Raw genomic sequence first — 21,848 nt, 5'->3', positions numbered from 1 at the left:
CTTTCAGCCGCCGGCCGCGGCTTCCTTGTCCAGGCGCTTGATGAACACCTGCAATTCCTTCACCACCTGTTGATCGCCGCGCGCCTGCGCGGCCTGCAGGCCCGACTCCCAGGCGGCGCGCGCGCCGCTCTTGTCGCCCTGCCCCAGGCAGGCCTTGCCCAGCCATTTCCAGGCCACCGAATAGGCAGGATCGAACGCCAGCGCCGCGCGCAGATGAGGCTCGGCGTCGGCGAAACAATCCTGCTCCGCATAGGCCTTGCCCAAGGAGAAACGCAGCAGCATATTGTCCGTGCCCTTGGCCAGCATCGCTTCCAGGCGTTCGATCATTCCTTCCATTGCCAATCTCTCCTACAGGCGCGCGCATTTCGATCCGATGCCACATGATAGGACGGTCGCTTGCGAATCCGGGCAATGGCCCCGTGCGGCGCAAGCCCTTGGCGGCGCGGCAGCCGGCGCAGGACATGGCCCCGACGGCGCCCCAAAACCCCGGGGTATACCCTTATTTGCAATAGGGCCTTCCGCAAGCGCCCGCGCCACGCTGTCCTAGAATTCCGCCCTTGCCTCTTCTTTGCCGCCGGACCTTCCCCCAATTGCCGGCCTCCTCTCCCATGCCCCTGCACCTCATCGCACTTGCCGCTGCCGCTTTCGGCATCGGCACCAGCGAGTTCGTCATCATGGGCCTCCTGCCCAACGTCGCCGCGGACTTGCAGGTCAGCATCGACGTCGCCGGCCTGCTGATCACCGGTTACGCCATGGGCGTGGTGATAGGCGCGCCCATCATGGCCATCATCACCGCCAGGCTGCCGCGCAAGGCCACGCTAATCGGGCTGGCCAGCACCTTCGTGGTGGGCAACCTGCTGTGCGCGCTGGCGCCGAACTACGGACTGCTGATGGCCGCGCGCGTGTTCACGGCGTTCTGCCATGGCGCCTTCTTCGGCCTGGGCGCCGTGGTGGCCGCGGACCTGGTGCCGCGCAACCAGCGCGCCAGCGCCATCGCGCTGATGTTCACGGGGCTGACGCTGGCCAACGTGCTGGGCGTGCCGTTGGGCACGGCGCTGGGCCAGGTGGCCGGATGGCGCTCGACCTTCTGGGTGGTCAGCGGCATCGGCTTGGCGGCCGTGGCGGCGCTGGCCGCCTGGCTGCCGGCGCGCATCCCCATGCAGCCCGGCAACATCCTGCGCGAATTCAAGGTGCTGCGCGACGTGCGCGTGGTCTGGCCGCTGGCCGCCAGCGTGCTGGCGTCCGCCGCGCTGTTCTGTGTGCTCACCTACATCGCGCCGCTCTTGCGCGAAGTGACCGGCGTGTCCGAGCGCGGCGTCACCGGCGTACTGCTGCTCTTCGGCGTGGCGCTGACGGTGGGCAGCACCTTGGGCGGCAAGCTGGGTGATCGCAACCTGGAAGTGTCGCTGCGCCGCATCTTCCTCGGCCTGCTGCTGGTGTTCCTGGCGCTGAGCCAGGCCATCCACGCCTTGGCGCCCATGCTGGCCGTGACCTTCATCTGGGGCGTGCTGGGCTTTGCCGTGGTGCCGTTGCTGCAGATGCTGATTGTGGACCAAGCAGCCGACGCGCCCAATCTGGCCTCGACCCTGAACCAGGGCGCGTTCAACCTCGGCAATGCGGGCGGCGCCTGGCTGGGCAGCGTGGCGCTGGGCCATGGCCTGCCGCTGACGGACCTGCCCTGGATGTCGGCCGGCATCACCGCCGCCGTCCTGCTGCTGACCTTGTGGGGCACGCGCTACTACGGCCGCGGCGCCGGGGCTACACTCGCTGGACAACAAGCCGGCGCGCTGACGCCCTCGCGTTCGGACGCCTGATCCAAGGAGCACGCATGAGCACCCTCTACGATTTCTCCGCCCGCGCCATCGACGGCGCGGAACAGTCCTTGGACACCTACCGCGGCCGCGTGCTGCTGGTGGTGAACGTGGCCTCCAAGTGCGGCTTCACACCGCAATACACCGGCCTGGAAGAGCTCTACCGCTCGTTCCACGACGACGGCTTCGCCGTGCTGGGCTTTCCCTGCGACCAGTTCGGCCATCAGGAACCCGGCGACGAAGCCGAGATCCGCAATTTCTGCAGCACGCAGTACGACATCACCTTCCCGCTCTACGCCAAGATCGACGTCAACGGCGACGGCGCCCATCCGCTGTACCGCTGGCTCAAGGGCGAAAAGCCCGGCGTCTTCGGCACCGAGGGCATCAAGTGGAACTTCACCAAGTTCCTGGTGGGCCGCGACGGCCAGGTCATCAAACGCTACGCGCCCACCGACACGCCGGCCGGCATCCGGGACGACATCGAAAAAGCGCTGTCCGCGCCGGTCTGAGCGGGCTTCATCGCAGCGGCGGCAGCCGGCGGCGCACCGTGTGCGCCTTGACGATGGCGGTGTTGGTTTCCGCGAACTCGGTCACGCGCTCCAGGATGCCGTCCAGGTGCGAGATCGAGCGCAGCACCACCCGGGCGATGAAGCAGTCGTCGCCCGTGACTTTGTCGCACTCGACGAATTCCGGAATCTGCTGGATCAGGCCTTCCACGTGGTGCAACTGCCCGGGCAAGGGACGGATGCGGACGATGGCCTCCAGCGTGTAGCCCAGCGCCACCGGGTCCACGTCCAAGGTGTAGGCGCGAATCACCCCCGATTCTTCAAGCCTGCGCAGGCGGTCCGCCACACTGGGCGCGGACATCCCGACCTGGCGCGCCAGGTCGGCCGTGGTGGTGCGCGCGTTGGCCGTCAGCGTCTCCACCAGACGACGATCGATACCATCCAGGACCGGGTTTTCACTTTTTAGGTCGTTTTGCATAAATTCCACCTAAACAAAGGTTTCGGAATCGATTCACCACATCATGATCATATAACCAGCTTGATCCGCCTGGGATAATTTCTCCATCGAATATCGTGGCCGCGAGGCCCCTGGAGAACCCTCATGAACCCCTCATCAGAACGCGTGGGCCTGGCCCAGATGGCCGCCGCGATGACCTTGTCCGGCACCCTCGGGGTGTTCGTGCTGGAGTCGGGCCAGAGCGCCTGGAACGTGGTTTTCTTCCGCTGCGTGTTCGGCGCCCTGTCGCTGTTCCTGTATTGCTGGGCGCGCGGCCTGCTCAAGCCCGGCCTGTTCACCGTCCACACGCTGGCACTGGCCCTGGCGGCCGGCGCCGCGCTGGTGCTGAACTGGGTGCTGCTGTTTTCCGCCTACCGGCTGGCGTCCATTTCGCTGGCCACCGCGGTCTACAACGTGCAGCCCTTCTTCCTGATCGGCCTGGGCGTGCTGTTCCTGGGCGAACGGCCCACGCGCGGCAAGCTGGCCTGGTCGGTGCTGGCCTTTGCCGGCCTGATGCTGGTGTTGCGCCTGTCCGAAGCCGGCGGCGCGGACGGCCGCGCCTATTTGTCGGGACTGATGTTGGGGCTGGGCGCGGCGGCGCTGTATGGCGTCACCGCCATCATCGTCAAGCGGCTCAAGCACATTCCGCCGCAGGTGTTGGCGCTGGTGCAGGTCACGCTGGGCGCCGTGATGCTGCTGCCCATGGCGGACTTCAACGCCCTGCCCGCCGCGCCGCTGCAATGGGGCTATCTGGTTGCGCTGGGGCTGATCCATACCTGCCTGATGTACATCCTCATGTACTCGGCCATCCAGAAGCTGCCGACCACGTCCACCGCCGCATTGAGCTTCATCTATCCTGCCGTGGCCATCCTGCTGGACTTCGTGGTCTACGGGCACCGCATGGACGCCACGCAGATCGCCGGCGTGGCCATGATCTTCGTAGCGGCGGCGGGCGTCAGCCTGAACTGGACCTGGCGCATGCCTGGCCGGCCGCGCGCCGGCGCGGCCTGAAAATCGGCTGACAGGTCGGGGGACGCCCAAGGGACAAATCCGTACCCGCCCCCCGGTTATTGGGGCCGGCGCGAACCCGGCCCCGCTATCATGGCTTTTCCCTGCGCCGGCCGCCGCCGGCGCAACGCACAGGACATCCCATGATCGATCTCTATTACTGGACCACCCCCAACGGCCACAAGATCACGCTGTTCCTCGAAGAAACCGGCCTGCCCTACAAGATCCATCCGGTGAACATCGGCCGCGGCGATCAGTTCAAGCCCGAGTTCCTGGCCATCGCCCCCAACAACCGCATTCCGGCCATCGTCGACCAGGCGCCCGCTGGCGGCGGCGCGCCGATTTCTTTGTTCGAGTCGGGCGCCATCCTGCTGTATCTCGCCGAGAAGACCGGCCGCTTTCTGCCCGCCGACCTGCGCGGCCGCGCCGAAGTGTCGCAGTGGCTCTTCTGGCAGATGGGCGGCCTGGGCCCCATGGCCGGCCAGAACCACCATTTCTCGGGCTATGCGCAGGAGCGCATCGCCTACGCCATCGACCGCTACGTCAAGGAAACCAACCGCCTCTACGGCGTGCTGAACAAGCGCCTGGCGGACCGCGAGTTCGTCGCCGGCGACTATTCCATCGCCGACATGGCGGCCTATCCCTGGATCGTGCCGCACGCCAAGCAGGGCCAGGACCTGAACGACTTCCCGCACCTGAAGCGCTGGTTCGACGCCATCGCGGCGCGCCCCGCCACGCAGCGCGCCTATGCGCTGGCCGACACCATCAATACCGCCCCGTCCATCAGCGACGATGAATCGCGCCGCATCCTGTTCGGCCAGACCGCCCAGAACGTCGCGCGCTGAAGGAGCCGCCATGCCCGAACCGCAACTGGTTTTCCGCCGCGCGCGACTGGGGGATCTGCCTGGCATCGTCGCCCTGCTGGCCGACGACGAACTCGGCGCCACGCGCGAGAATCCCGCGCTGCCGCTGGACCCGCGCTATGCTGCCGCCTTTGCCGCAATCGGCCAGGATTCCAATCAATTCCTGGCCGTGGTCGAACAGGGTTCTGACCTGGTCGGCTGTTTGCAGTTATCGTTCATACCCGGCCTGTCGCGGCTGGGCCAGTGGCGCGGGCAGATCGAGAGCGTGCGCATCGCCTCGTCGTCGCGCGGCGCCGGCCTCGGACGCAAGATGTTCGAATGGGCGATCGAGCAATGCCGCATCCAGGGCTGCAGCCTGGTGCAACTGACCACCGACCGCGCCCGGCCCGATGCGCGCAGGTTCTATGAAAGCCTGGGCTTCAAGGCCAGCCACGACGGCATGAAGCTCAGCCTGTAGTTTTTGGCACTGATACAGCAAGGAGCGCCCATGCATGGCGAATACAAAGTCCCCGGCGGCAAACTGGTCGTCGCGGATCTGGAAGTGCGCGATGGCCGCCTGGCCGACGTGCGCATCAGCGGCGATTTTTTTCTTGAGCCCCCCGAGGCCCTGGACGCCATCAATAGCGGCCTGAACGGCCTGCCGGCCGACGCCGGCGAACTGGAACTGGCGCTGGCCGTGCAATCGGCCCTGCCCGCCGATGCCGAAATGTTCGGCTTCTCGGCCGAAGCCGTCGCCGTGGTGCTGCGGAGGGCGCTGGCATGACGCGCACCGACTGGAACGACTACGACTGGCAACTGATCCATGAAGGGCCGCAAGACCCGGTGCTGCACATGGCGCTGGACGCCGTCATCACTGATGAAGTCGGCGCCGGCCTGCGCCCGCCCACCCTGCGCATCTGGGAATGGGCCGCGCCCGCGGTCGTGATCGGCCGCTTTCAATCGCTCAAGAACGAAGTCGACCCCGAAGGCGCGCACCGCCACGGCATCCAGGTCGTGCGCCGCGTCAGCGGCGGCGGCGCCATGTTCATGGAACCCGGCAACTCCATCACCTATTCGCTCAGCGCGCCTCAGGCGCTGGTGCACGGCATGAGCTTCCAGGAGTCCTACGCCTTCCTGGACGCCTGGGTGCTGACCGCCTTGCAGGGACTGGGCATCAAGGCCTGGTACCAGCCGCTCAACGACATTGCCTCCGACAGCGGCAAGATCGGCGGCGCTGCGCAAGCCCGCCGCGGCGGCGCGGTGCTGCATCACGTCACCATGTCCTACGACATCGACGCGGATAAAATGGTCGAAGTCCTGCGCATCGGCCGCGAGAAGCTGTCGGACAAAGGCACCACCAGCGCCAAGAAGCGCGTGGACCCTTTGCGCACCCAGACCGGGCTGTCGCGCGAAGTCATCATCGGCCGCATGGTGGAAACTTTTGCCGGCCTGCACCGTCTCACCCCGGGGCAGATAGGCAGCGACACCCTGGCCCGCGCGCAGGCGCAGGCGGCCGAGAAGTTCGCCACGCCCGAATGGACCGGCGTGGTGCCTTGAACCGCCCGGCACCGATTTTCTGGAGGTAGTTTCAATGCGTCGCACATTCACGCCGCAAGGCGCGATAAGCGGTCTCATCCTGGGCGCAGCCCTGCTGGCGCTGGCGGGCTGCAGCAGCACGCCGCCGGCCGACATCACGCTGGCCACGCAGGGCCCGGCCTCGGCGTCCACGCCGGAAAAAGTCGGCGACCTGTCCACCGAGCGCATCAAGTGGGCGTCTAGCAAACCGGGCTGCGAGGGCGACTGCCCGCGCATCGAAATCGACAGCGTCGCCTTCCCGGGCATCCCCAAGCTCACCGCGCTGGTGGACCACGTGCTGGCCTACATGACCGGCACCGATGCCAACCGCCGCGGCCCCTACGACACGCTGTCCGAGTACACGCAGTACTTCTGGTCGGTGGCGCGCGCGCGCGACGCCACCTATTTCAAGGCCAGCGTGAAGGACACGGTGGGCGACATCGTGGCGGTCGAACTACATACCGAACAGTTCCTGACCGGCGCCGCGCATGGCATCCCCGCCACCCAGTACCTGAACTGGGAGCGCAGCCATGGCCGCGTGATGAGCCTGGAAGAAGCGCTGATACCGGGTCGCCATGCGCAATACGTGGCGGCGTTGCGGCAGGCGCATGCCAAATGGCTGGCCAGCAATCCCGATGCGCGCCGCGATCCGGCGGCCTACAACAAGATGTGGCCGTTCCAGGAAAGCGACAACTACGCGCTGACGCGCGACGGCATCGTGGTCAAGTACGACGCCTATTCCATCGCGCCGTACTCGCATGGCGAACCCGAGCTGAGCATTCCCTATTCGGAACTGCGCGGGATCCTGAAGCCTGAACTGCTGCCTGCCGCATAAGCCGCATGCGGGAACGCCCGCGGTCTACGCGGGCGTTCGGTACGGCATCAAACCGGGGTTCGGTTGAGCGGACTGAGGATGGAGCTAGGGAGGTGGCCGCTTTTTTCGCGTCTGTGGCCGGGTAAGACGCCCAGTCCGCTCAGTGCAACCGCGGCGGCAGGGCGACGCTGACGCGCCGCCCTTGCGCGCCTTGCGTCTTAGAAGCGGTGACGCACGCCCACCATGGCCACGGTGCTCTTCACGCCGTCGGTGAACGCGAAGTTGGTGGCATACGAACCCAAGGCGTACAGATTGGTACGCTTGGACAGGTTGTAGGTGTAACCCAGGCTGTAGATGTTCATGGTGGCGTCGTCGCCGGTCAGCTTGGTGCTATCCGTATCGGCACGCTGCCACGAAGCCAGGATGTTGCTGGCGCCGCCGATCGGCACGCTCAAGCCCACCAGGTAGGAATTGGCCTTGAAGCCCGACACCGCCACGTTGGTGCCGAAGCCCTTGGCTTCGGGGCTGCCGCTGCCGAAGGCGTTGGCGCCCTGGCCGGTGAACCAGCCGTCGCGCGTCTGGCCGTAGGCCAGCGCCAGCTTCAGCACTTCGAAGTCGTACGAGCCGCCGATCATCCACGACTTGGGCGTGGCGTCGTTGTTCAACTGGTTCGCGGGGTTCAACTGGTCATAGGTCAGCGCCACGTTCACCGGGCCGCTGACATAGCGCAGGCCGGCCGTGATGGCGCGGGTGTTGTCGGCGGTCTTGAAGCCGGTTTGCGCGGTGGTCGTGTCGGCAGCGTTGAACGAGTAGCCGATGCCGAACTGCACGCCGCTGAACGACGGCGTCGAGTACTGCACCATGTTGTCGTAGCGGACCGTGTTGGCGGCGCTGAAGGCCACGCCAATGTTGGCCTGGCCGTAGCTGCCGCCGAACGGATCGATCGCGGCGAAGTACTTCGAAGCGATGTTGGTCTGACGGCCCAGTTCCAACAGGCCCCACGAGGTGCTCTTCAGGCCGATGGTGGCTTGGCGGCCGAACAGGCGGCTGCTCTGGCCCGACGTGCCGTTGGCCGAGTTGAAGCCGCTTTCCAGCGTGAACACGGCGCTCAGGCCATCGCCCAGGTCCTCGGCGCCGCGCAGGCCCCAACGCGAACCGCTGGACACGCCGTTGACCATGCCAACCTTGGACTCATGGTAGCCATCGCCCTTGATGCGCTGGTAGCCGATACCGGTGTCGATCAAGCCGTACAGCGTCACCGAGGTTTCCGCCTGCGCCGTTGCGCCGAACGCGGCCAGCATGGCGGTGACGAACAAAGTCTTTTTCATTGCAAATTCCCATTGATTGAACAGACATGCGCATCCGGGCTGGCACGCATCGCGTGCAGCGCGCCTGGCGCATGGCAGGAACGAATTCTAGGGACGCAATGTGTCAGTTCTGGTTACGCAAGCTGGGAAATTCCCTAGGCCGTGAAAAAGGCGCGGAATGTCGCGCCTTGCCGACAACCCGCAAGCGCGGGCGCGGCCCGCGCAGGCCTGCAACGTCGATGTGCTATTCATGCGCGGTGCGCGCACGGACGCGCAAATGGAAATCGCCCCTTGCGGGGCGATCTCCGTTTTTGCCACCGGCCATGCCGGACAGGCGCGGCCGGGGCGGTTCTTGTCTCCCTGCCCTCCTCGGCGCGGCGTCCAAGAACGCCTCGCCGTATCGGGTATCAGGGGTACAGGCCGCGCACCTGGCGCGCTTGCAGAATGCGCGTGCAAGCGACGATGAACGCCGCCGTGCGCAGCGTGACCTTGTGCTCCTTGGCCACTTGCGACACCGCCGCGTAGGCTTCGCGCATGAGGCGCTCCAGGCGCTGGTTGATTTCGTCCTCGCTCCAGAAGAAGCTGGAGAAGTCCTGCACCCATTCAAAGTAGCTGACGGTCACGCCGCCGGCGTTGGCCAGCACGTCCGGCACCACGTACACGCCGTGTTCGGCCAGGATGTCGTCGGCTTCGGGGGTGGTCGGGCCGTTGGCGCCTTCCACCACGATCTTCGCGCGCACCTTGGCGGCGTTGGCGGCGGTGATCTGGCTTTCCAGGGCGGCCGGGATCAGGAACTCGGTTTCCAGGGTCCAGAACTCAGCCTTGTCCATGGCCTGGCCGCCGGAGAAGCCGCCCACGCCGCCATGCTGCGACACGTAGGAGAGCAGCTTGTGCACGTCCAGCCCTTCGGCGTTGTGGACGGTGCCGGTGTGGTCCTGCGCGGCGATGACCTTGGCGCCGGCTTCATGGAACAGGCGGGCGGCGGTGCCGCCCACGTTACCGAAACCCTGCACCACCACGCGCGCCTTGGACACGTCGATGTTCAGGTCGCGCGCGGCTTCGCAGCCCACCACGAACACGCCGCGGCCGGTGGCCTCGACGCGACCCAGGCTGCCGCCCAGCGCGATCGGCTTGCCGGTGACCACGCCGGTGGCGGTGGCGCCTTCATTCATGGAGTACGTGTCCATCATCCAGGCCATGGTCTGGGCGTTGGTGTTCACGTCAGGCGCCGGGATGTCCTTGGAGGGTCCGATGATGACACCGATTTCCGAGGTGTAGCGGCGCGTCATGCGCTCGAGTTCGGAAGCGGACAGCTTGCGCGGGTCGACCCGCACGCCGCCCTTGGCGCCGCCGTAGGGCAGGTTCACCGCGGCGTTCTTGATCGACATCCAGGCCGCCAGCGCCATCACTTCGGACAACGTGACGTCCTGGTGGAAGCGCACGCCGCCCTTGCCGGGACCGCGCGAGGTGTTGTGCTGGACGCGGTAGCCCTCGAAGTGGGCGATGCTGCCGTTGTCGAGTTCGATCGGCACGTCGACGATCAGCGAGCGCTTCGGGCGCTTCAGGGTCTCGACCCAACGCGCCAGCGAACCAAGATACGGGGTGACCCGGTCGACTTGCTGCAGGTAGTTGCCCCAGGGGCCGAGGTCCTCGGCGTTCAGATAAGACGGCAATGCGTGGGTGGGAGTTTGAGACATGAGCTGGCTCTCCTGACAAAGTTGCGCCATTTTATCCACGAAAGTTATAACGTCCCCATTTAAAACAAAAATATTTTAATTAGGGACATATAACTGTTGCGGCTATTGAACGGGCCGCAAACCGAAGCCTGATGCTGCCCTTATCCTAAGCCGCCAAGCCGGCAGCGTCCAGCCTGCCAGCCATAAGCGGCAAGCCCTGCCGCCCGCCATAAGGGGGATGAAAAACGGAGCGGTTTCCTGCCAGGAAACCGCCCCGCCTGATCCTGCCCCCCCACCCGAAGGATGAAGGCGGGTCCGCTCAATCGCTCAACAACTGCCACGCCAGGCGCGCCGCCGCCCGTGCGCCATGGCCGTCCTGGTCGTAGCGCGGATTGAACTCGGCCATGTCGGCCAGTCGCAACTTGCCGCTGGCCTTGACCCGCAGCACGATTTCCTCGATCACCGTCAGCGGCACCCCATAGGGAGCCGGCGCCGACACGCCGGGCATGACCGCCGCGGGCAGCACATCCAGGTCTATGGTCAGATAGACGTGCCGCGCCCGCGCCAGCAAGGCGTCGACGTTGGCCAGGCGCGCCGCCAGATGGCGCTCCTGCATGTCGCGGTCCTCGACCCAGATGGCGCCGACTTCGGCGGCGCGCGCGTACAGCGCCGGCGTGTTGGCCAGCCGCGATACGCCCAGGCAGGCGTATTGCAGGGCCCGGCCGCGTTCCTCGCAAAAACGCGAGATCTGGTCGAACGGCGTGCCGGAACTGCCGGGCCGCCCGGTGCGCAGGTCGAAGTGCGCGTCCAGGTTCAGCACCAGCACCGGTTCCGTGTCGCCGCGGGCATCCAGCCACCGCGCCAGGCCCTGGAAACTGCCCCAGGCGATCTCATGGCCGCCGCCCAGCACCAGCGGCCGGGCGCCCTGCTCCATCAGTTCCGCCACGCGCAGGCCCAGCTGCTCCTGGGCGTCCTCGAGCCGGTCGCCCTCGCAGGCCACGTCGCCGGCGTCCAGCAGGCGCGCAAGGCCGTGCGCCGGCAGGCCGGCCAGGAACTTGCGGATGGCCGCCGGGCCTTCGGCCGCGCCGATGCGGCCCTGGTTGCGGGCCACGCCGGCGTCACAGGCAAAGCCCAGCAGCACCGCCTCGCCCTTGCGGACCTGGCCGGCAGCCGCTTCGACGATATGCGCCAGGCGGCGCGTGTCGCCTTGCTCGGCGCTGTCGTCGCGGGCCTTCCACAGGCTTTTGTCGAATTGCGCGGCGTTCATGCAGCCCCCTGCCCCGCGCTCAGCACCGCTTGCAGGAACTCGCGGGTGCGCGCCTCGCGCGGCTGGGTGAAGATCACGTCGGGCGAACCGGACTCCAGGATCACACCGCCGTCCATCACCGCCACCATGTCGGCCACGTCGCGGGCAAAGCCCATTTCGTGCGTGACCACCATCATGGTCATGCCTTCCTTGGCCAGCAGCTTCATGACCTGCAGCACTTCGCCCACCAGCTCCGGGTCCAGCGCCGAGGTCGGCTCGTCGAACAGCATGACCTTGGGCTGCATGGCCAGGGCGCGGGCGATGGCCACACGCTGCTTCTGCCCGCCCGACAGGCTGGCCGGCATGGCCGACATCTTCTGGCCCAGGCCAACCTTGTCCAACAGGTCCGCGGCCAGGGCATGGGCTTCTTCGCGGCCCATGCCGCGCAGCTTGCGCGGACCGACCGTGACGTTGTCCAGCACCGACAGGTGCGGGAACAGGTTGAAGCCCTGGAACACCATGCCCACCTGCATGCGCAGCTGGTTGAGTTCGGCTTCGGGCAACAGCTTGCCGTGGTCCAGCAAGGTCTGGCCGCAGATGTCGATGGTGCCGGCTTGCGCCACTTCCAGGCCGTTGCAGCAGCGCAGCAAGGTGCTCTTGCCCGAGCCGCTGGGCCCGATCACCACCACCACCTGGGACGGCAGCACGTCGAAGTCGATGCCGCTCAGGACCTCGTGGTCGCCGTAGGATTTGCGCAGGCCGCGGATGCGGATCATTTCTTGCGGGTCCGCGGCCCGGGCCGCAGCGGAGTTCATTGCGGAGTTCATTGCACCATCCCCCCCGCGCGCAGGCGGTGTTCAACCTTGCGCAGCACCAGCATGGTGGCCGTGGTCAGGATCAGATAAATCAGCGCCACCACCAGATAGGTTTCCAGCGAGCGATAGGACACGCTGATGATCTTCTGGCCTTCATGCATCAGGTCGTGGATCGTCAAGAGCGACACCAGGGCCGAGTTCTTGATCAGCGCGATGAATTCGTTGCCCAGCGGCGGGATCATGCGCACCACTGCCTGCGGCAGCACGATGATGCGCATGGCCTGGCCGGACGACATGCCGAGCGAGCGCGCCGCCTCGGTCTGGCCGCGGTCCACCGACTGGATCGCGCCGCGCACGATTTCCGACACGTAGGCGCCGGAGTACATGCCCAGGCCCAGCACGCCGCAGGCGAACGCCGGCAAGGTAATGCCGAAATGCGGCAGGCCGAAGAACCAGATGAACAGCTGCACCAGCAAGGGCGTGCCGCGGAACAGCAGCAGATAGACGCTGCACAGGTTGTAGATGACGTAGCGCTTCGGGTTGAGGCGCCCCACGCCCACCAGCAGGCCGATGACGCAGGCCAGCAGCAAGGCGCCCGCGGTCACCTCGACGGTAACCACGGCGCCATTGATCAGCGCGCCGAAGTCGGCAAAGACGGGAGAAAAATCCAGGTTCATTTCGCAGGAGCCTCGAACCACTTGTTGACGATGGCCTGGTAGCTGCCGTCGGCCTTGAGCTTCTGCAGCGCCGCGTTCAGCTCACGGGTCAGCTCGGGCTTGTTCTTCGGCACGGCGATGCCGTAGTCCTCGGTGGTGATCTGGTCGTTCAGCACCGTCAGGTCCGGCGTGCTCTGGGCGAACAGCTTGGCGGCGGGCTTGCCCGTCACCGCGGCTTCGGCGCGGCCGATCTGCACCAGGTTGAACATCTCCTGGTTCTTCTCGACTTCCACGCGCTGCACCGCCGGGTAGTGTTCCTTCAGGTAGTTGACCGACTTGGTGCCCACCTGCACCGACACCTTGCGGCCGTCCAGGTCCTTCAGCGTCTTGACCGGGCCGTCCTTCTTGGTCATCACGACCAGGCCGCCCGCGTAGTACGGATCGGTGAAGTCCACGACCTTGGCGCGCTCAGGCGTGATGTAGATGGCGGACACGGCGATGTCGGCGCGGCCGGCCTGCAGGGCGGGAATCAGGCCCTTGAAGTCGATGTCGATCCATTCGACCTTCTTGCCCATGGCGCCGGCCAAGGCTTCCACCAGTTCGATGTCGAAGCCGGTGCGCTTGCCGTCCTTGACGAACTCCATCGGCGGGAAAGTCGCGTCGGTCACGGCGCGGATGGTTTCCTGGGCGAACGCCGGACCGGCGCTCCAGGCGAGGCCCAGCGTCAGGGCGGCGGTCAGCAGTGTGCGGCGAGTGGTCATGGTGGGTCCTCTAAGGAATGTGGGTACGGCGGTCGGTGGGTACGGTGGAGCGTGGAAGAAAAAAAGTGCTCTCAATGAGCCTGCAACTTCGCCGAGATGCGCCGGGCCGCGGCCACGGTCATTTCGGTCAATGCCTCGGGCCGCTGCGCGGCCCGGGTCGAAGGGGCCATCAGCGTGATCGAGGCCACGGCCTGATTGGCGCGTTGAAAGATCGGCACGCTCACGCCCCAGACGCCGGCGTCGACCTCGCTGTCGGTCATGGCGTAGCCCTGGGCGCGGATGGTTTCCAGCTCGTGTCCGAGTCGATCGGCGTCCACGCCGGCCTCGGCCGCCAGATAGGCCAGCGCGGCCTGCAGGCGGGCCAACGGCATGAAGGCCAGCAGCGACTTGGCGGAGGCTCCGCGCGCCAGCGGCAGGCCGCGCCCCTTGGTGAAGGAGCAGCGCAGCGGATGCTGGCTTTCGATCATGTCCAGGCACACCGCCTGGTCCTTGACCGCCACCAGCAAGCCTATGGTTTCGCCGGAGGCGGCGGCCAGCGCGGCCATGTCGGGCTGCGCTTCGTGGATCAGGAACGAGGACTGGTCAAAGCCCCAGGCCAGTTGCACGCACAGCGGGCCGGGGCCGTATTCGCCGTCATGCTCGGCGACGAAGCCCCAGCGCTTGAGCAGCGCCACCTGGCGGTACAGAGTGCTTTGCGCCAGGCCGGTCTGCTCGGCCAAAGCGGCGATGCTGAGGGGGCCGTCATGCCTGGCCAGGGTGGCCAGCACATACAGCACGCGATCCGCACCTGCCCCGACTGAGTGATCCGCTTTCAACATTTGGCTCCAAGCTAACGGAGCGCAGATTATCAATTTATGGTTCTTTCACTGCTTTTTATTCCCGAATATTGAGAATTACTCGGGAAAACCCCAGAGCGCAGACGCAAAAAAGGCGCCCGAAGGCGCCGAAGAATCCGCCGCGCCCCGGCGGCGCGCAGCGGATCAAACCCGGCGAGAGCCCGGTCAGGCCTGGTGCGCGGTGGACCCAAGGATGCGCTCCGCGCAACGCGCCCAGTACAGCAGGCGCGCGTCCTCCTTGACGAAACCGACCATCTGGAAGCCCAGCGGCAGGCCGTTGGGGCCGCGCGCCACGGGCAAGGTGATGGACGGGTTGTGCAGCAACGACCAGATGCGGATGAAAGCCGAACTGCCGGTGGAGCTGGCCGGCGGCGCTTCGCCCAGCGTGGAAGGCATGGCCACCGCGTCGACTTCGCGCGCGACGTCGTAGAAGGCGCGGCGGCAGGCGTCGGCGGCGTCCAGCGCCCCCGCGTAATCGGCCGCGGACAGCCCTTCGCCCATGGTCAGGTACTCGATCAGGCCCGGATCGCACAGCGCCGCGTGGTCGCGCTTGATGGCGGCGTACTCGCGCGCCAGGTCGTAGGCCATGATCACGTCCTGCGCCTCGCCCATGGTGTCGAAGGCCGGCGGCATGGCCAGTTCAGTCACCTTCACGCCGGCGGCCGACAGTGCGCGCAGATTGGCTTCGAAGCTCTCGCGCATGCAGGGCTCCGTGTCCGCCCAGTCCTTGGGACGCCACACGCCCAGGCGGAAATCGCTGCGCAGCGAAGACGCAGGATCAAAACGGGGATCACCCGTGAAGGCGCGCATGAATAGCGCCGCGTCGGCGACCGAGCGCGAGATCGGTCCGATCACGTCCAATACCCGCGAATAGCGCCGGATCGACACGTAGGGGATGGCGTCCAGCGTGGGCTTGAAGCCCACCGCCCCGCAAAAGGCCGACGGCCGCAGGATGGAGCCCGCCGTCTGCGTGCCGATGGACAGCGGCGCCATGAAGTCGGCCACGGCGGCCGCCGACCCCGCCGAGGACGCGGCCGGCGTGCGGCTCAGGTCGTGAGGATTGCGCGCCGGACCGGGCAACATGATGGCGTGGCGCGACACGGTGTTCTTGCCCAGCAGGTTGAAGCCCAACTCCTGCGCCTGCGTCACCACGGGCGCGTCGGCCTCGGGCTGGCGGCCCGGAAAGATTTCGGGGTCGCCCAGTTCGGTCGGCATGGCCGCCGTGTCGATGGTGTCCTTGATGCCCAGCGGCACGCCGTCCAGCGCCCGCCGCCGGCCATGGCGGTCCCATTCGCGGGCGCGGGCCAGCGCGCCTTCGGCGTCCACCCGGACCCAGGCCTTGACGCCGCCGTTGCGTTCCTCGATGCGGTCCAGGCAGGCGCGCGCCCAGGCCTCGCAGGTCAGTTTGCCCTGCTCCAGCGCGGCCAGGCCCTCGGTGGCGGTAAGGGCGGCGATGGCGCCGGGCGCGGGGCGGCGCGCAGCGGATGCCGGGGAAACCATGGTTTCGGAAGTAGGCAAGGAAGTAGGCAAAGTACGGCTCCTGCAAAGAATCATGGAAAAGTAGACTTGCCATCCGCGCCAGCAGCCGCCGGCGGGACGGTCCAATCGGTTTCAGGCGGGAGCATTGCCAGCGGACGAACGAGCGCCCCCAGCGTGGCCGCCCCCCGCATGCCCTCCCCGCCCGATATACAGATCGCTCATATGCTGGTTGGCCAGCAGCGCCTGCCCCGTATCGGTCAGCACGATACGGCCGGAATCCAGGATGTAGCCGCGGTCGCTGAACGCCAGCGCCTGGCGCGCGCGCTGCTCCACCATCAGCACGCCCACGCCGATCTGCGGCAGGCGCCGCACTTCGGCGAACACCTGCTCGGTCAGCGCCGGCGACAAGGCGGCCGAGGGCTCGTCCAGCACCATCAGGCGCGGCGAGGACATCAGCGCGCGGGCGAAAGCCAGCTGCTGGCGCTCGCCGCCGGACAGGTTCTCCGCATGCGTCTTGCGCCGCCCGGCCAGCGCGGGAAACAGCTCGAACATGTCGCGGATGCGCTTTTCGCGCGCCTGCACGTGTTCGACCACTTGCAGGTTCTCCAGCACGGTCAGCGCGCCGAACACATTGCGTACCTGCGGCACGTAGGAAATGCCGATGCGCACCCGCTCCTCGACCGGCAGCGCGAGCAGGTCGCGGCCGTCGAAGGTCATGGTGCCGGCGATGCGCGGCAACAGCCCCATCACCGCCTTGACCAGCGTCGACTTGCCCGCGCCATTGGTGCCGGCGATGGTGACGATCTCGCGCGGTGCGACGTGCATGTCGATGCCGCTGACGATATCGACCTCGCCGTAGCCGCCGGACAGGCCTTGCATGACGAGTTGGCTCATATCACTCCCCCCATGTACGCTTCGCGCACCTGTTCATTGGCCAGGACGCTGTCGGGCGTCCCTTCGGCGATGACGCGGCCGCGGTCCATGACGTACATGCGCGGCACGATGCGCGACAGCTCTTCCAGGTTGTGCTCGATGATGGCGACGGTCAGGCCGCGCTGGTTCAGCTCCACGATGCGCGCCGACAGTTCTTCGATCAGCACCGGATTGACGCCCGCGAACGGTTCGTCCAGCAGGATGCAGCGCGGCTCCAGCATCAGCAGCCGCCCCAGTTCCAGCAGCTTCTTCTGGCCACCCGACAGTTTCCCGGCCGGCTCATCGGCCACGCGGGTCAGGTTCAGGAACGCCAGCAATTCGTGCACGCGTTCGGCGTTGCGCGCTTCCTCGCGCGCCACCTCGCGGCGGGCGAACACCAGCGCCGCCAGCTTTTCGCCGCGCTGGTCCGGCGCGGCGGCCATCATGTTGTCGAAGACCGTCAGCTGGCTGAACTCGCGCGGCACCTGGAACGTGCGGGCCAGGCCCCGACGCACGCGCTGGTGCACGGCCACGCCCGTGATGTCCTCGTCCGCAAAACGCACGGACCCGGAACTGGGCGGGATGTAGCCCGTGACCACCGAAAACAGCGTGCTCTTGCCCGCGCCGTTGGTGCCGATCACCCCGACCATTTCGCCCTTGCGCACTTCCAGCGACACGTCGTCCAGCGCCTTGAAACCGCCGAAGCTGGCGCTCAGCCCTTTGATGGAAAGCAGCGTCATCCCTTATCTCCTGCGCGTGGCCGAGGTGTTGCCGAAAATGCCCTGAGGCCGGTACAGCACCACGCAAATGAGCGCCAGGCCGATGACGCCGATGCGCACGCTGGCCATCTGTACCTCCGAGATGCCGCCGACGAAGTCGCGCACGAAACGCGATCCTTCCAGAAAGCCGACCAGCAGCACCGTGCCCGCCACCACGCCGCTCAACCGCCCCACTCCGCCCAGGATGATGGCAATCCAGATGTAGAAGGTGATCAACGGCACGAACTGCTCGGGGCTGATGAAGGTCAGGTAGTGCGCCTGGAAGGCGCCCGCCAGGCCGGCCAGCCCCGCGCCCAGCATCAGCGAACGGGTCTTGAAGCGGGCCGGGTCCTTGCCCAGCGCCCGCACCGCCACCTCGTTGTCCCGCACCGCTTCGATCACGCGCCCGAACGGGCTGCGTATCACCAGATGGATCAGCAGCAGCGCCCCGGCGTTGACCGCCACCAGCAGCAGCATGATCCACAGGTCCACGGTCTGCGGCGAGGCCCAGCCCGCGAACAACCGCGGGATGCCCGGCAGGCCGTGCATCCCACGCGTCAGCCATTCCTCGGTCTGCAGCATCATGCGCACCGACTCCGAGAAGCCCAAGGTCACGATGGCCAGGTAGTCACTGCCCAATCGCAAGGCGATCATGCCCAGCGGCCAGGCCGCCAAGGCAGCGACTGCGGCGGCTGCCACCATGGATATCGGTATCGGCACCCCCTTGAGCGACAGCAGCGCCGAGGTGTAGGCGCCGATGGCGAAGAAGCCGACGTGGCCGAAGTTGATCAGTCCGGTGAACCCGTAGTGCAGCGACAGGCCGAAGGCCAGCAGCATGTAGATCAGGATCCCGATGGCGATAGCAATCAGATAGGCTTCCATGACTCACCTCGCCGCCATCGGACGGCCGAAGATACCCTGGGGACGCAGCAGCAGCACGCACAGCAGCACCGCGAAGGCGAATACGATCTTGTAGGCCGGCCCGACCACCAGGCTGGCGACTTCCTGCGCAATGCTGAACACCATGATCCCGACGATGGCGCCCACCGGATTGCCGATGCCGCCCAGGATCACGGCCGCGAACATGGGCATCAGCAGTTCCCAGCCCAGTTCGGGGATCACCACCGCCTTGATGCCCAGCAGCACGCCGCCCAGCCCGCAATACGCGCCGGCGATGCTCCACAGCGTGATCATCACGCGCCGTCCGCGGATGCCGCTGGCCGCGGCCAGCTCGGGGTTGTCCGCCACCGCCCGCATGCGCCGCCCGGTGGGGGTCATGTGCATCAGCGCGAACACCAGCGCCAGCGCCGCCACCGCCGTGCCGACGATGTACAGGTCGGTGGGCAGGATGCGCACGCCGCCGAAATTCCAGGCGCGCGTCAAGGGCATGTCGAAGGTGTACTGATCCTGCCCGGCGAAGAAGGTGATCGTGCTGCGCAGCGCGAAGGCCACGCCGATGGACGCGATCAGGCGCGACACGTTGGAGCGCGACTCCAGCGGCCGGAACACCCAGGCATAGAAAAACAGGCTGACCAGGGTGGTGCCGATGACAGCCGCCAAGCCGCCCGCCAGCATCGAGCCGCCGGCCAGCGCCTGGGTGAAGACGGCGGCATAAGCGCCCAACGTCATGTAGTCGCCGCTGGCGGCGTTGGGAAAGCGGGCGATGCCGAACACCAGCGTGATCGCCAGTGCCGGCAAGGCCAGCAGCATCCCGATCACAACGCCGTTGATCGCGGCGTTGATGACGGTGATTCCATCCATACTTGTGTTCCCCTAGTGTTTTTATCGTCAGACCTGGCCGGCGATGACTTCATTCAGCACCAGCTTGCCGTCGCGGATGTCGAAGACGCCGAAGTCCGGCACGGTCTCGCCCTGCTTGCCGAAGTCCAGGCGCGAGGACGCGCCGTCGTAGTCCACCGGCTTGCCGGCGCGCAGCAGCGCCTGGCCTTGCGCGAAGCCGTTGACCTTTTCGCCGCCGCCCTGCGCGGTCACGGCGCGGATCTTGCCGTTGATGGCGGCCACGTCCGCGGTCGGCCCGGCCGCCTCGATGGCGAGCGCCAGCGTGATCACCATGTCATAGGACTGCGAAGCGAAGATGTCCGGCTCGCGCTTGGTGCGTTTGCGGAACTCGGCGGCGAAGGTCTTGTAGGCCTGGTGCTCGTGGGCGGCCACGTTGGAGATCGAGATGATGCCCTCGGTGGCTTCCTTGCCCAGCGCCTTCACCAGGTCTTCGTTGGCGGTCCAGCCCGGCATGATGAACTTGCAGTCCTGGCCGGTCTGGAACCATTCCTTGAGGATGATGGTGGCGTCGGGCCGGTAAGCGCTCAGCGAAATCACGTCGGGCTTGGAGGCCAGCACCTTGGTCAGTTCGGTGCGGTAGGTGGTCTGGTTGGGCTCGTAGATGGTGAAGGCGCTGACCTTGCCGCCCTTCTCCTGCCAGGCATCACGGAAGTAGTTGGCCTGCCCTACGAAGGTGGAGTTGTTGAAGGCCATGACCGCCGGCCGCTTGAAGCCGCGCTGCCGCGCCACTTCGGCGAAAGCGCGGCCGAACACCGCGTTGGAGGCCTGGAACATCCAGGCCAGCCCCTGCTTGTTCTCGGTCAGCATTTCCGGCGCGCCGCAGGTGTTCATGGTGATGAGGCCCGCGGCATTGGTGATGGGCATGGCGGCCAGGCCCACCGACGACGGCCAGATGCCGACCACCGCCTCGACCTTGTTGATCTCGATCAGCTTCTTCACCGCCAGCACGGCGGCGTCGGGCTTGGTCTGGTCGTCCTCGGCATAAAGCTGGATCTTGCGGCCGGCAGCGCCACCGGCGGCGTTGACCTCGTCGATGGCGATCTTGATGGCTTCCAGCATGGCCGGGCCATAGGGGCCGCCGACGCCGGTGATGGAATTGAGCGCCCCCAGCCGGAACGGCTGGGCCGATTGCGCCCGAACCAGGGAGGGAATGGCGCCGCAAGCGGCCAGCGCGGCGCTGGCCGCGATGAAGCCGCGGCGGGAAAGATGGATGGGCTGTGTCATGAAGGTTCCTTGCGGCGTGAACATCTTTGTTCAACTTCGAATAGCCGCCGGCGCGCGTGACGCCGGCGTCCCCTTGTAGCTTGGATGCGACTTCGATACTGCCTGCTGCGGTTTGTCTGTTACGCGATGACTCCTCGGGCGCGCATGCCTGCAATGCTGTCCTCCGCCACCCCGAAGCGGCGCAGCACCTCGTCCGTGTGCTGGCCCATCAGCGGCGCGGCCGTGCGCAAGGCGCCAGGCGTCCTGGAAAACTTGGTCGGGATGCCGATGGTCTTCATCTTGCCCAGCGCGGGATGGTCCAGTTCCTGCACCATGCCGCGCGCCAGGTAATGCGGGTCCTGCATGGCCTGGCCGAAGTCGTTGATCGGGCCGCAGGGCACGGAGGCCTTTTCGCAGCGCGCTATCCATTCGGCCGCGTCGGCGCGCGCGAACTCCGCTTCCAGCAAGGGTTCCAGTTCGGCGATATTGGCCAGCCGGTCAGAGTTGGTGATGAAGCGCGGATCGGTGATGAGTTCGGGGCGCTCCAGCACGTCGGCGCACAGGCGCTCCCAGGTGCGCTGATTGGCCGCGCCTATCATGATGAAGCCCTGGCGCGTGCCGAAGGCCTGGTACGGGGCCGACACCCGGTGGCGGCTGCCGGTGCCTTCCGGCACCGTGCCGTCGGCGAAGTAGGCAGCGGCCTCCCAGACGAACCAGGGCAATCCACATTCGGCCAGCGCGATGTCGATGTGCTGGCCCTCGCCCGTCTTCATCTGGTGGATGCAGGCGGCCAGGATGGCGTAGACCGCTGTCAGGCCCGCCCCCACGTCATAGATGGCGATGCCCGACTTCAAGGGCCGTCCGCCGGGTTCGCCGGTCATGCTCATGATGCCGCTCATGCCCTGGGCTACCAGGTCGAAGCCGCCCTTGCCCGCGTAGGGGCCGGTATGGCCGTAACCCGAGATCGAGCAATACACCAGGCGCGGATTGATGCGCGACAGCGTTTCGTAGTCCACGCCCAGCGACTTGGTCACGCCGACGCGGTAGTTCTCCACCACCACGTCGGCCCAGCGCGCCAGCTCGTACAGCACCTCGCGGGCCTCGGGGTCCTTCAGGTTCAGCGCCACGCCCTGCTTGTTGCGGTTGATCTGGGCGAAACAGGTGGACTCGCCGTTCACATAGGGGCCCATTTCGCGGGAGTCGTCGCCGGCGCCGGTCTTCTCGACCTTGATGACCTCGGCGCCCAGGTCGGCCAGCACCATGGTGCAGTACGGCCCGGCCATGATCTGCGAAAGGTCCAGGATCTTGATGCCTGCCAGGGGGGATGCAGCTTGCGTCATATGCAGT

Annotated in this window: 24 protein-coding genes; 8 read left to right on the top strand and 16 right to left on the bottom strand. The window is 66.7% G+C overall.

The genetic code is table 11. The features are described from left to right. Positions 1–3: 3 nt before the first annotated feature. Positions 4–336, bottom strand: a complete 333-nt coding sequence (locus AC6LKD_RS17495; RefSeq protein ID WP_013393503.1) for a tetratricopeptide repeat protein — start codon at positions 334–336, stop codon at positions 4–6. Between the two features lie 272 nt (positions 337–608). On the opposite strand from AC6LKD_RS17495, the gene AC6LKD_RS17490 reads away from it, so the two are divergent. Together AC6LKD_RS17490 and AC6LKD_RS17485 are read left to right on the top strand one after the other, a co-directional pair. Continuing rightward, positions 609–1,814: an MFS transporter gene (locus AC6LKD_RS17490; protein ID WP_498116945.1), complete on the top strand. Its 1,206-nt coding sequence runs from the start codon at positions 609–611 to the stop codon at positions 1,812–1,814. A gap of 14 nt (positions 1,815–1,828) precedes the next feature. Continuing rightward, a complete protein-coding gene (locus AC6LKD_RS17485; RefSeq protein ID WP_498116943.1) occupies positions 1,829–2,320 on the top strand; it encodes a glutathione peroxidase in 492 nt (163 codons plus the stop codon). A gap of 7 nt (positions 2,321–2,327) precedes the next feature. On the opposite strand, the gene AC6LKD_RS17480 is transcribed toward AC6LKD_RS17485, so the two are convergent. Next, entirely contained in the window at positions 2,328–2,795 is a 468-nt protein-coding gene (locus AC6LKD_RS17480) for an Lrp/AsnC family transcriptional regulator (RefSeq protein ID WP_498116942.1), read from the bottom strand. A 123-nt stretch (positions 2,796–2,918) separates the two neighbouring features. Between AC6LKD_RS17480 and AC6LKD_RS17475 the strand changes: the two genes are divergently transcribed. From AC6LKD_RS17475 to AC6LKD_RS17450, 6 genes are all read left to right on the top strand, one after another. Next, a complete protein-coding gene (locus tag AC6LKD_RS17475; RefSeq protein WP_498116941.1) occupies positions 2,919–3,824 on the top strand; it encodes a DMT family transporter in 906 nt (301 codons plus the stop codon). A gap of 140 nt (positions 3,825–3,964) precedes the next feature. Then, positions 3,965–4,666: a glutathione binding-like protein gene (locus AC6LKD_RS17470; protein WP_013393498.1), complete on the top strand. Its 702-nt coding sequence runs from the start codon at positions 3,965–3,967 to the stop codon at positions 4,664–4,666. A 10-nt stretch (positions 4,667–4,676) separates the two neighbouring features. Continuing rightward, on the top strand, positions 4,677–5,141 hold the full coding sequence (locus AC6LKD_RS17465; protein ID WP_498116940.1) for a GNAT family N-acetyltransferase: 465 nt from the start codon (positions 4,677–4,679) through the stop codon (positions 5,139–5,141). Positions 5,142–5,171: 30 nt separating this feature from the next. Then, the gene (gene lplB, locus AC6LKD_RS17460; protein WP_013393496.1) at positions 5,172–5,447 is read left to right on the top strand and encodes a lipoate-protein ligase small subunit; all 276 of its coding nucleotides are present in this window, start codon (positions 5,172–5,174) and stop codon (positions 5,445–5,447) included. Then, positions 5,444–6,220: a lipoate--protein ligase family protein gene (locus tag AC6LKD_RS17455; RefSeq protein ID WP_498116939.1), complete on the top strand. Its 777-nt coding sequence runs from the start codon at positions 5,444–5,446 to the stop codon at positions 6,218–6,220. The genes lplB and AC6LKD_RS17455 overlap by 4 nt, the downstream gene beginning before the upstream one ends. 34 nt (positions 6,221–6,254) lie before the next feature. Next, positions 6,255–7,073 (top strand): RsiV family protein, encoded by an 819-nt coding sequence (locus tag AC6LKD_RS17450; protein WP_207467550.1) that lies wholly within the window; start codon positions 6,255–6,257, stop codon positions 7,071–7,073. A 197-nt stretch (positions 7,074–7,270) separates the two neighbouring features. Here AC6LKD_RS17450 and AC6LKD_RS17445 read toward each other — a convergent pair whose 3' ends face one another. From AC6LKD_RS17445 to AC6LKD_RS17380, 14 genes are all read right to left on the bottom strand, one after another. Then, positions 7,271–8,380 carry a porin gene (locus tag AC6LKD_RS17445; protein WP_013393493.1) on the bottom strand — a complete coding sequence of 370 codons (1,110 nt, stop codon included), beginning with the start codon at positions 8,378–8,380 and terminating at the stop codon, positions 7,271–7,273. A gap of 386 nt (positions 8,381–8,766) precedes the next feature. Beyond that, complete coding sequence (locus AC6LKD_RS17440; protein ID WP_013393492.1) at positions 8,767–10,056, bottom strand: Glu/Leu/Phe/Val family dehydrogenase; 1,290 nt, start codon at positions 10,054–10,056, stop codon at positions 8,767–8,769. A gap of 298 nt (positions 10,057–10,354) precedes the next feature. Continuing rightward, on the bottom strand, positions 10,355–11,302 hold the full coding sequence (gene hutG, locus AC6LKD_RS17435) for a formimidoylglutamase (RefSeq protein ID WP_498116938.1): 948 nt from the start codon (positions 11,300–11,302) through the stop codon (positions 10,355–10,357). Beyond that, entirely contained in the window at positions 11,299–12,057 is a 759-nt protein-coding gene (locus AC6LKD_RS17430) for an amino acid ABC transporter ATP-binding protein (protein ID WP_162470892.1), read from the bottom strand. Before AC6LKD_RS17430 ends, hutG begins: the two co-directional genes overlap by 4 nt. A 47-nt stretch (positions 12,058–12,104) precedes the next feature. Continuing rightward, positions 12,105–12,773, bottom strand: coding sequence for an amino acid ABC transporter permease (locus tag AC6LKD_RS17425; RefSeq protein WP_013393489.1), 669 nt, complete (start codon positions 12,771–12,773; stop codon positions 12,105–12,107). After that, positions 12,770–13,513, bottom strand: coding sequence for a transporter substrate-binding domain-containing protein (locus AC6LKD_RS17420; RefSeq protein WP_013393488.1), 744 nt, complete (start codon positions 13,511–13,513; stop codon positions 12,770–12,772). The genes AC6LKD_RS17425 and AC6LKD_RS17420 overlap by 4 nt, the downstream gene beginning before the upstream one ends. Before the next feature lie 71 nt (positions 13,514–13,584). Next, a complete protein-coding gene (locus AC6LKD_RS17415) occupies positions 13,585–14,331 on the bottom strand; it encodes an IclR family transcriptional regulator (RefSeq protein WP_498116936.1) in 747 nt (248 codons plus the stop codon). A 183-nt stretch (positions 14,332–14,514) separates the two neighbouring features. Next, entirely contained in the window at positions 14,515–15,879 is a 1,365-nt protein-coding gene (locus AC6LKD_RS17410; RefSeq protein ID WP_498116935.1) for an amidase, read from the bottom strand. Positions 15,880–15,960: 81 nt separating this feature from the next. Beyond that, a complete protein-coding gene (locus AC6LKD_RS17405) occupies positions 15,961–16,722 on the bottom strand; it encodes an ABC transporter ATP-binding protein (RefSeq protein ID WP_013393485.1) in 762 nt (253 codons plus the stop codon). Further along, a complete protein-coding gene (locus AC6LKD_RS17400; RefSeq protein WP_013393484.1) occupies positions 16,719–17,480 on the bottom strand; it encodes an ABC transporter ATP-binding protein in 762 nt (253 codons plus the stop codon). Before AC6LKD_RS17400 ends, AC6LKD_RS17405 begins: the two co-directional genes overlap by 4 nt. Before the next feature lie 3 nt (positions 17,481–17,483). Further along, a complete protein-coding gene (locus AC6LKD_RS17395; protein ID WP_013393483.1) occupies positions 17,484–18,380 on the bottom strand; it encodes a branched-chain amino acid ABC transporter permease in 897 nt (298 codons plus the stop codon). Positions 18,381–18,383: 3 nt separating this feature from the next. Continuing rightward, positions 18,384–19,259: a branched-chain amino acid ABC transporter permease gene (locus AC6LKD_RS17390; protein ID WP_498116933.1), complete on the bottom strand. Its 876-nt coding sequence runs from the start codon at positions 19,257–19,259 to the stop codon at positions 18,384–18,386. A gap of 27 nt (positions 19,260–19,286) precedes the next feature. Continuing rightward, complete coding sequence (locus AC6LKD_RS17385; RefSeq protein WP_498116931.1) at positions 19,287–20,522, bottom strand: ABC transporter substrate-binding protein; 1,236 nt, start codon at positions 20,520–20,522, stop codon at positions 19,287–19,289. Between the two features lie 119 nt (positions 20,523–20,641). Continuing rightward, a complete protein-coding gene (locus AC6LKD_RS17380) occupies positions 20,642–21,841 on the bottom strand; it encodes a CaiB/BaiF CoA transferase family protein (RefSeq protein WP_498116930.1) in 1,200 nt (399 codons plus the stop codon). Positions 21,842–21,848 lie beyond the last annotated feature (7 nt).

It is taken from the genome of Achromobacter sp. D7-1 (genome assembly GCF_059760445.1).
This window is presented reverse-complemented; position numbering and strand designations above follow the sequence as displayed.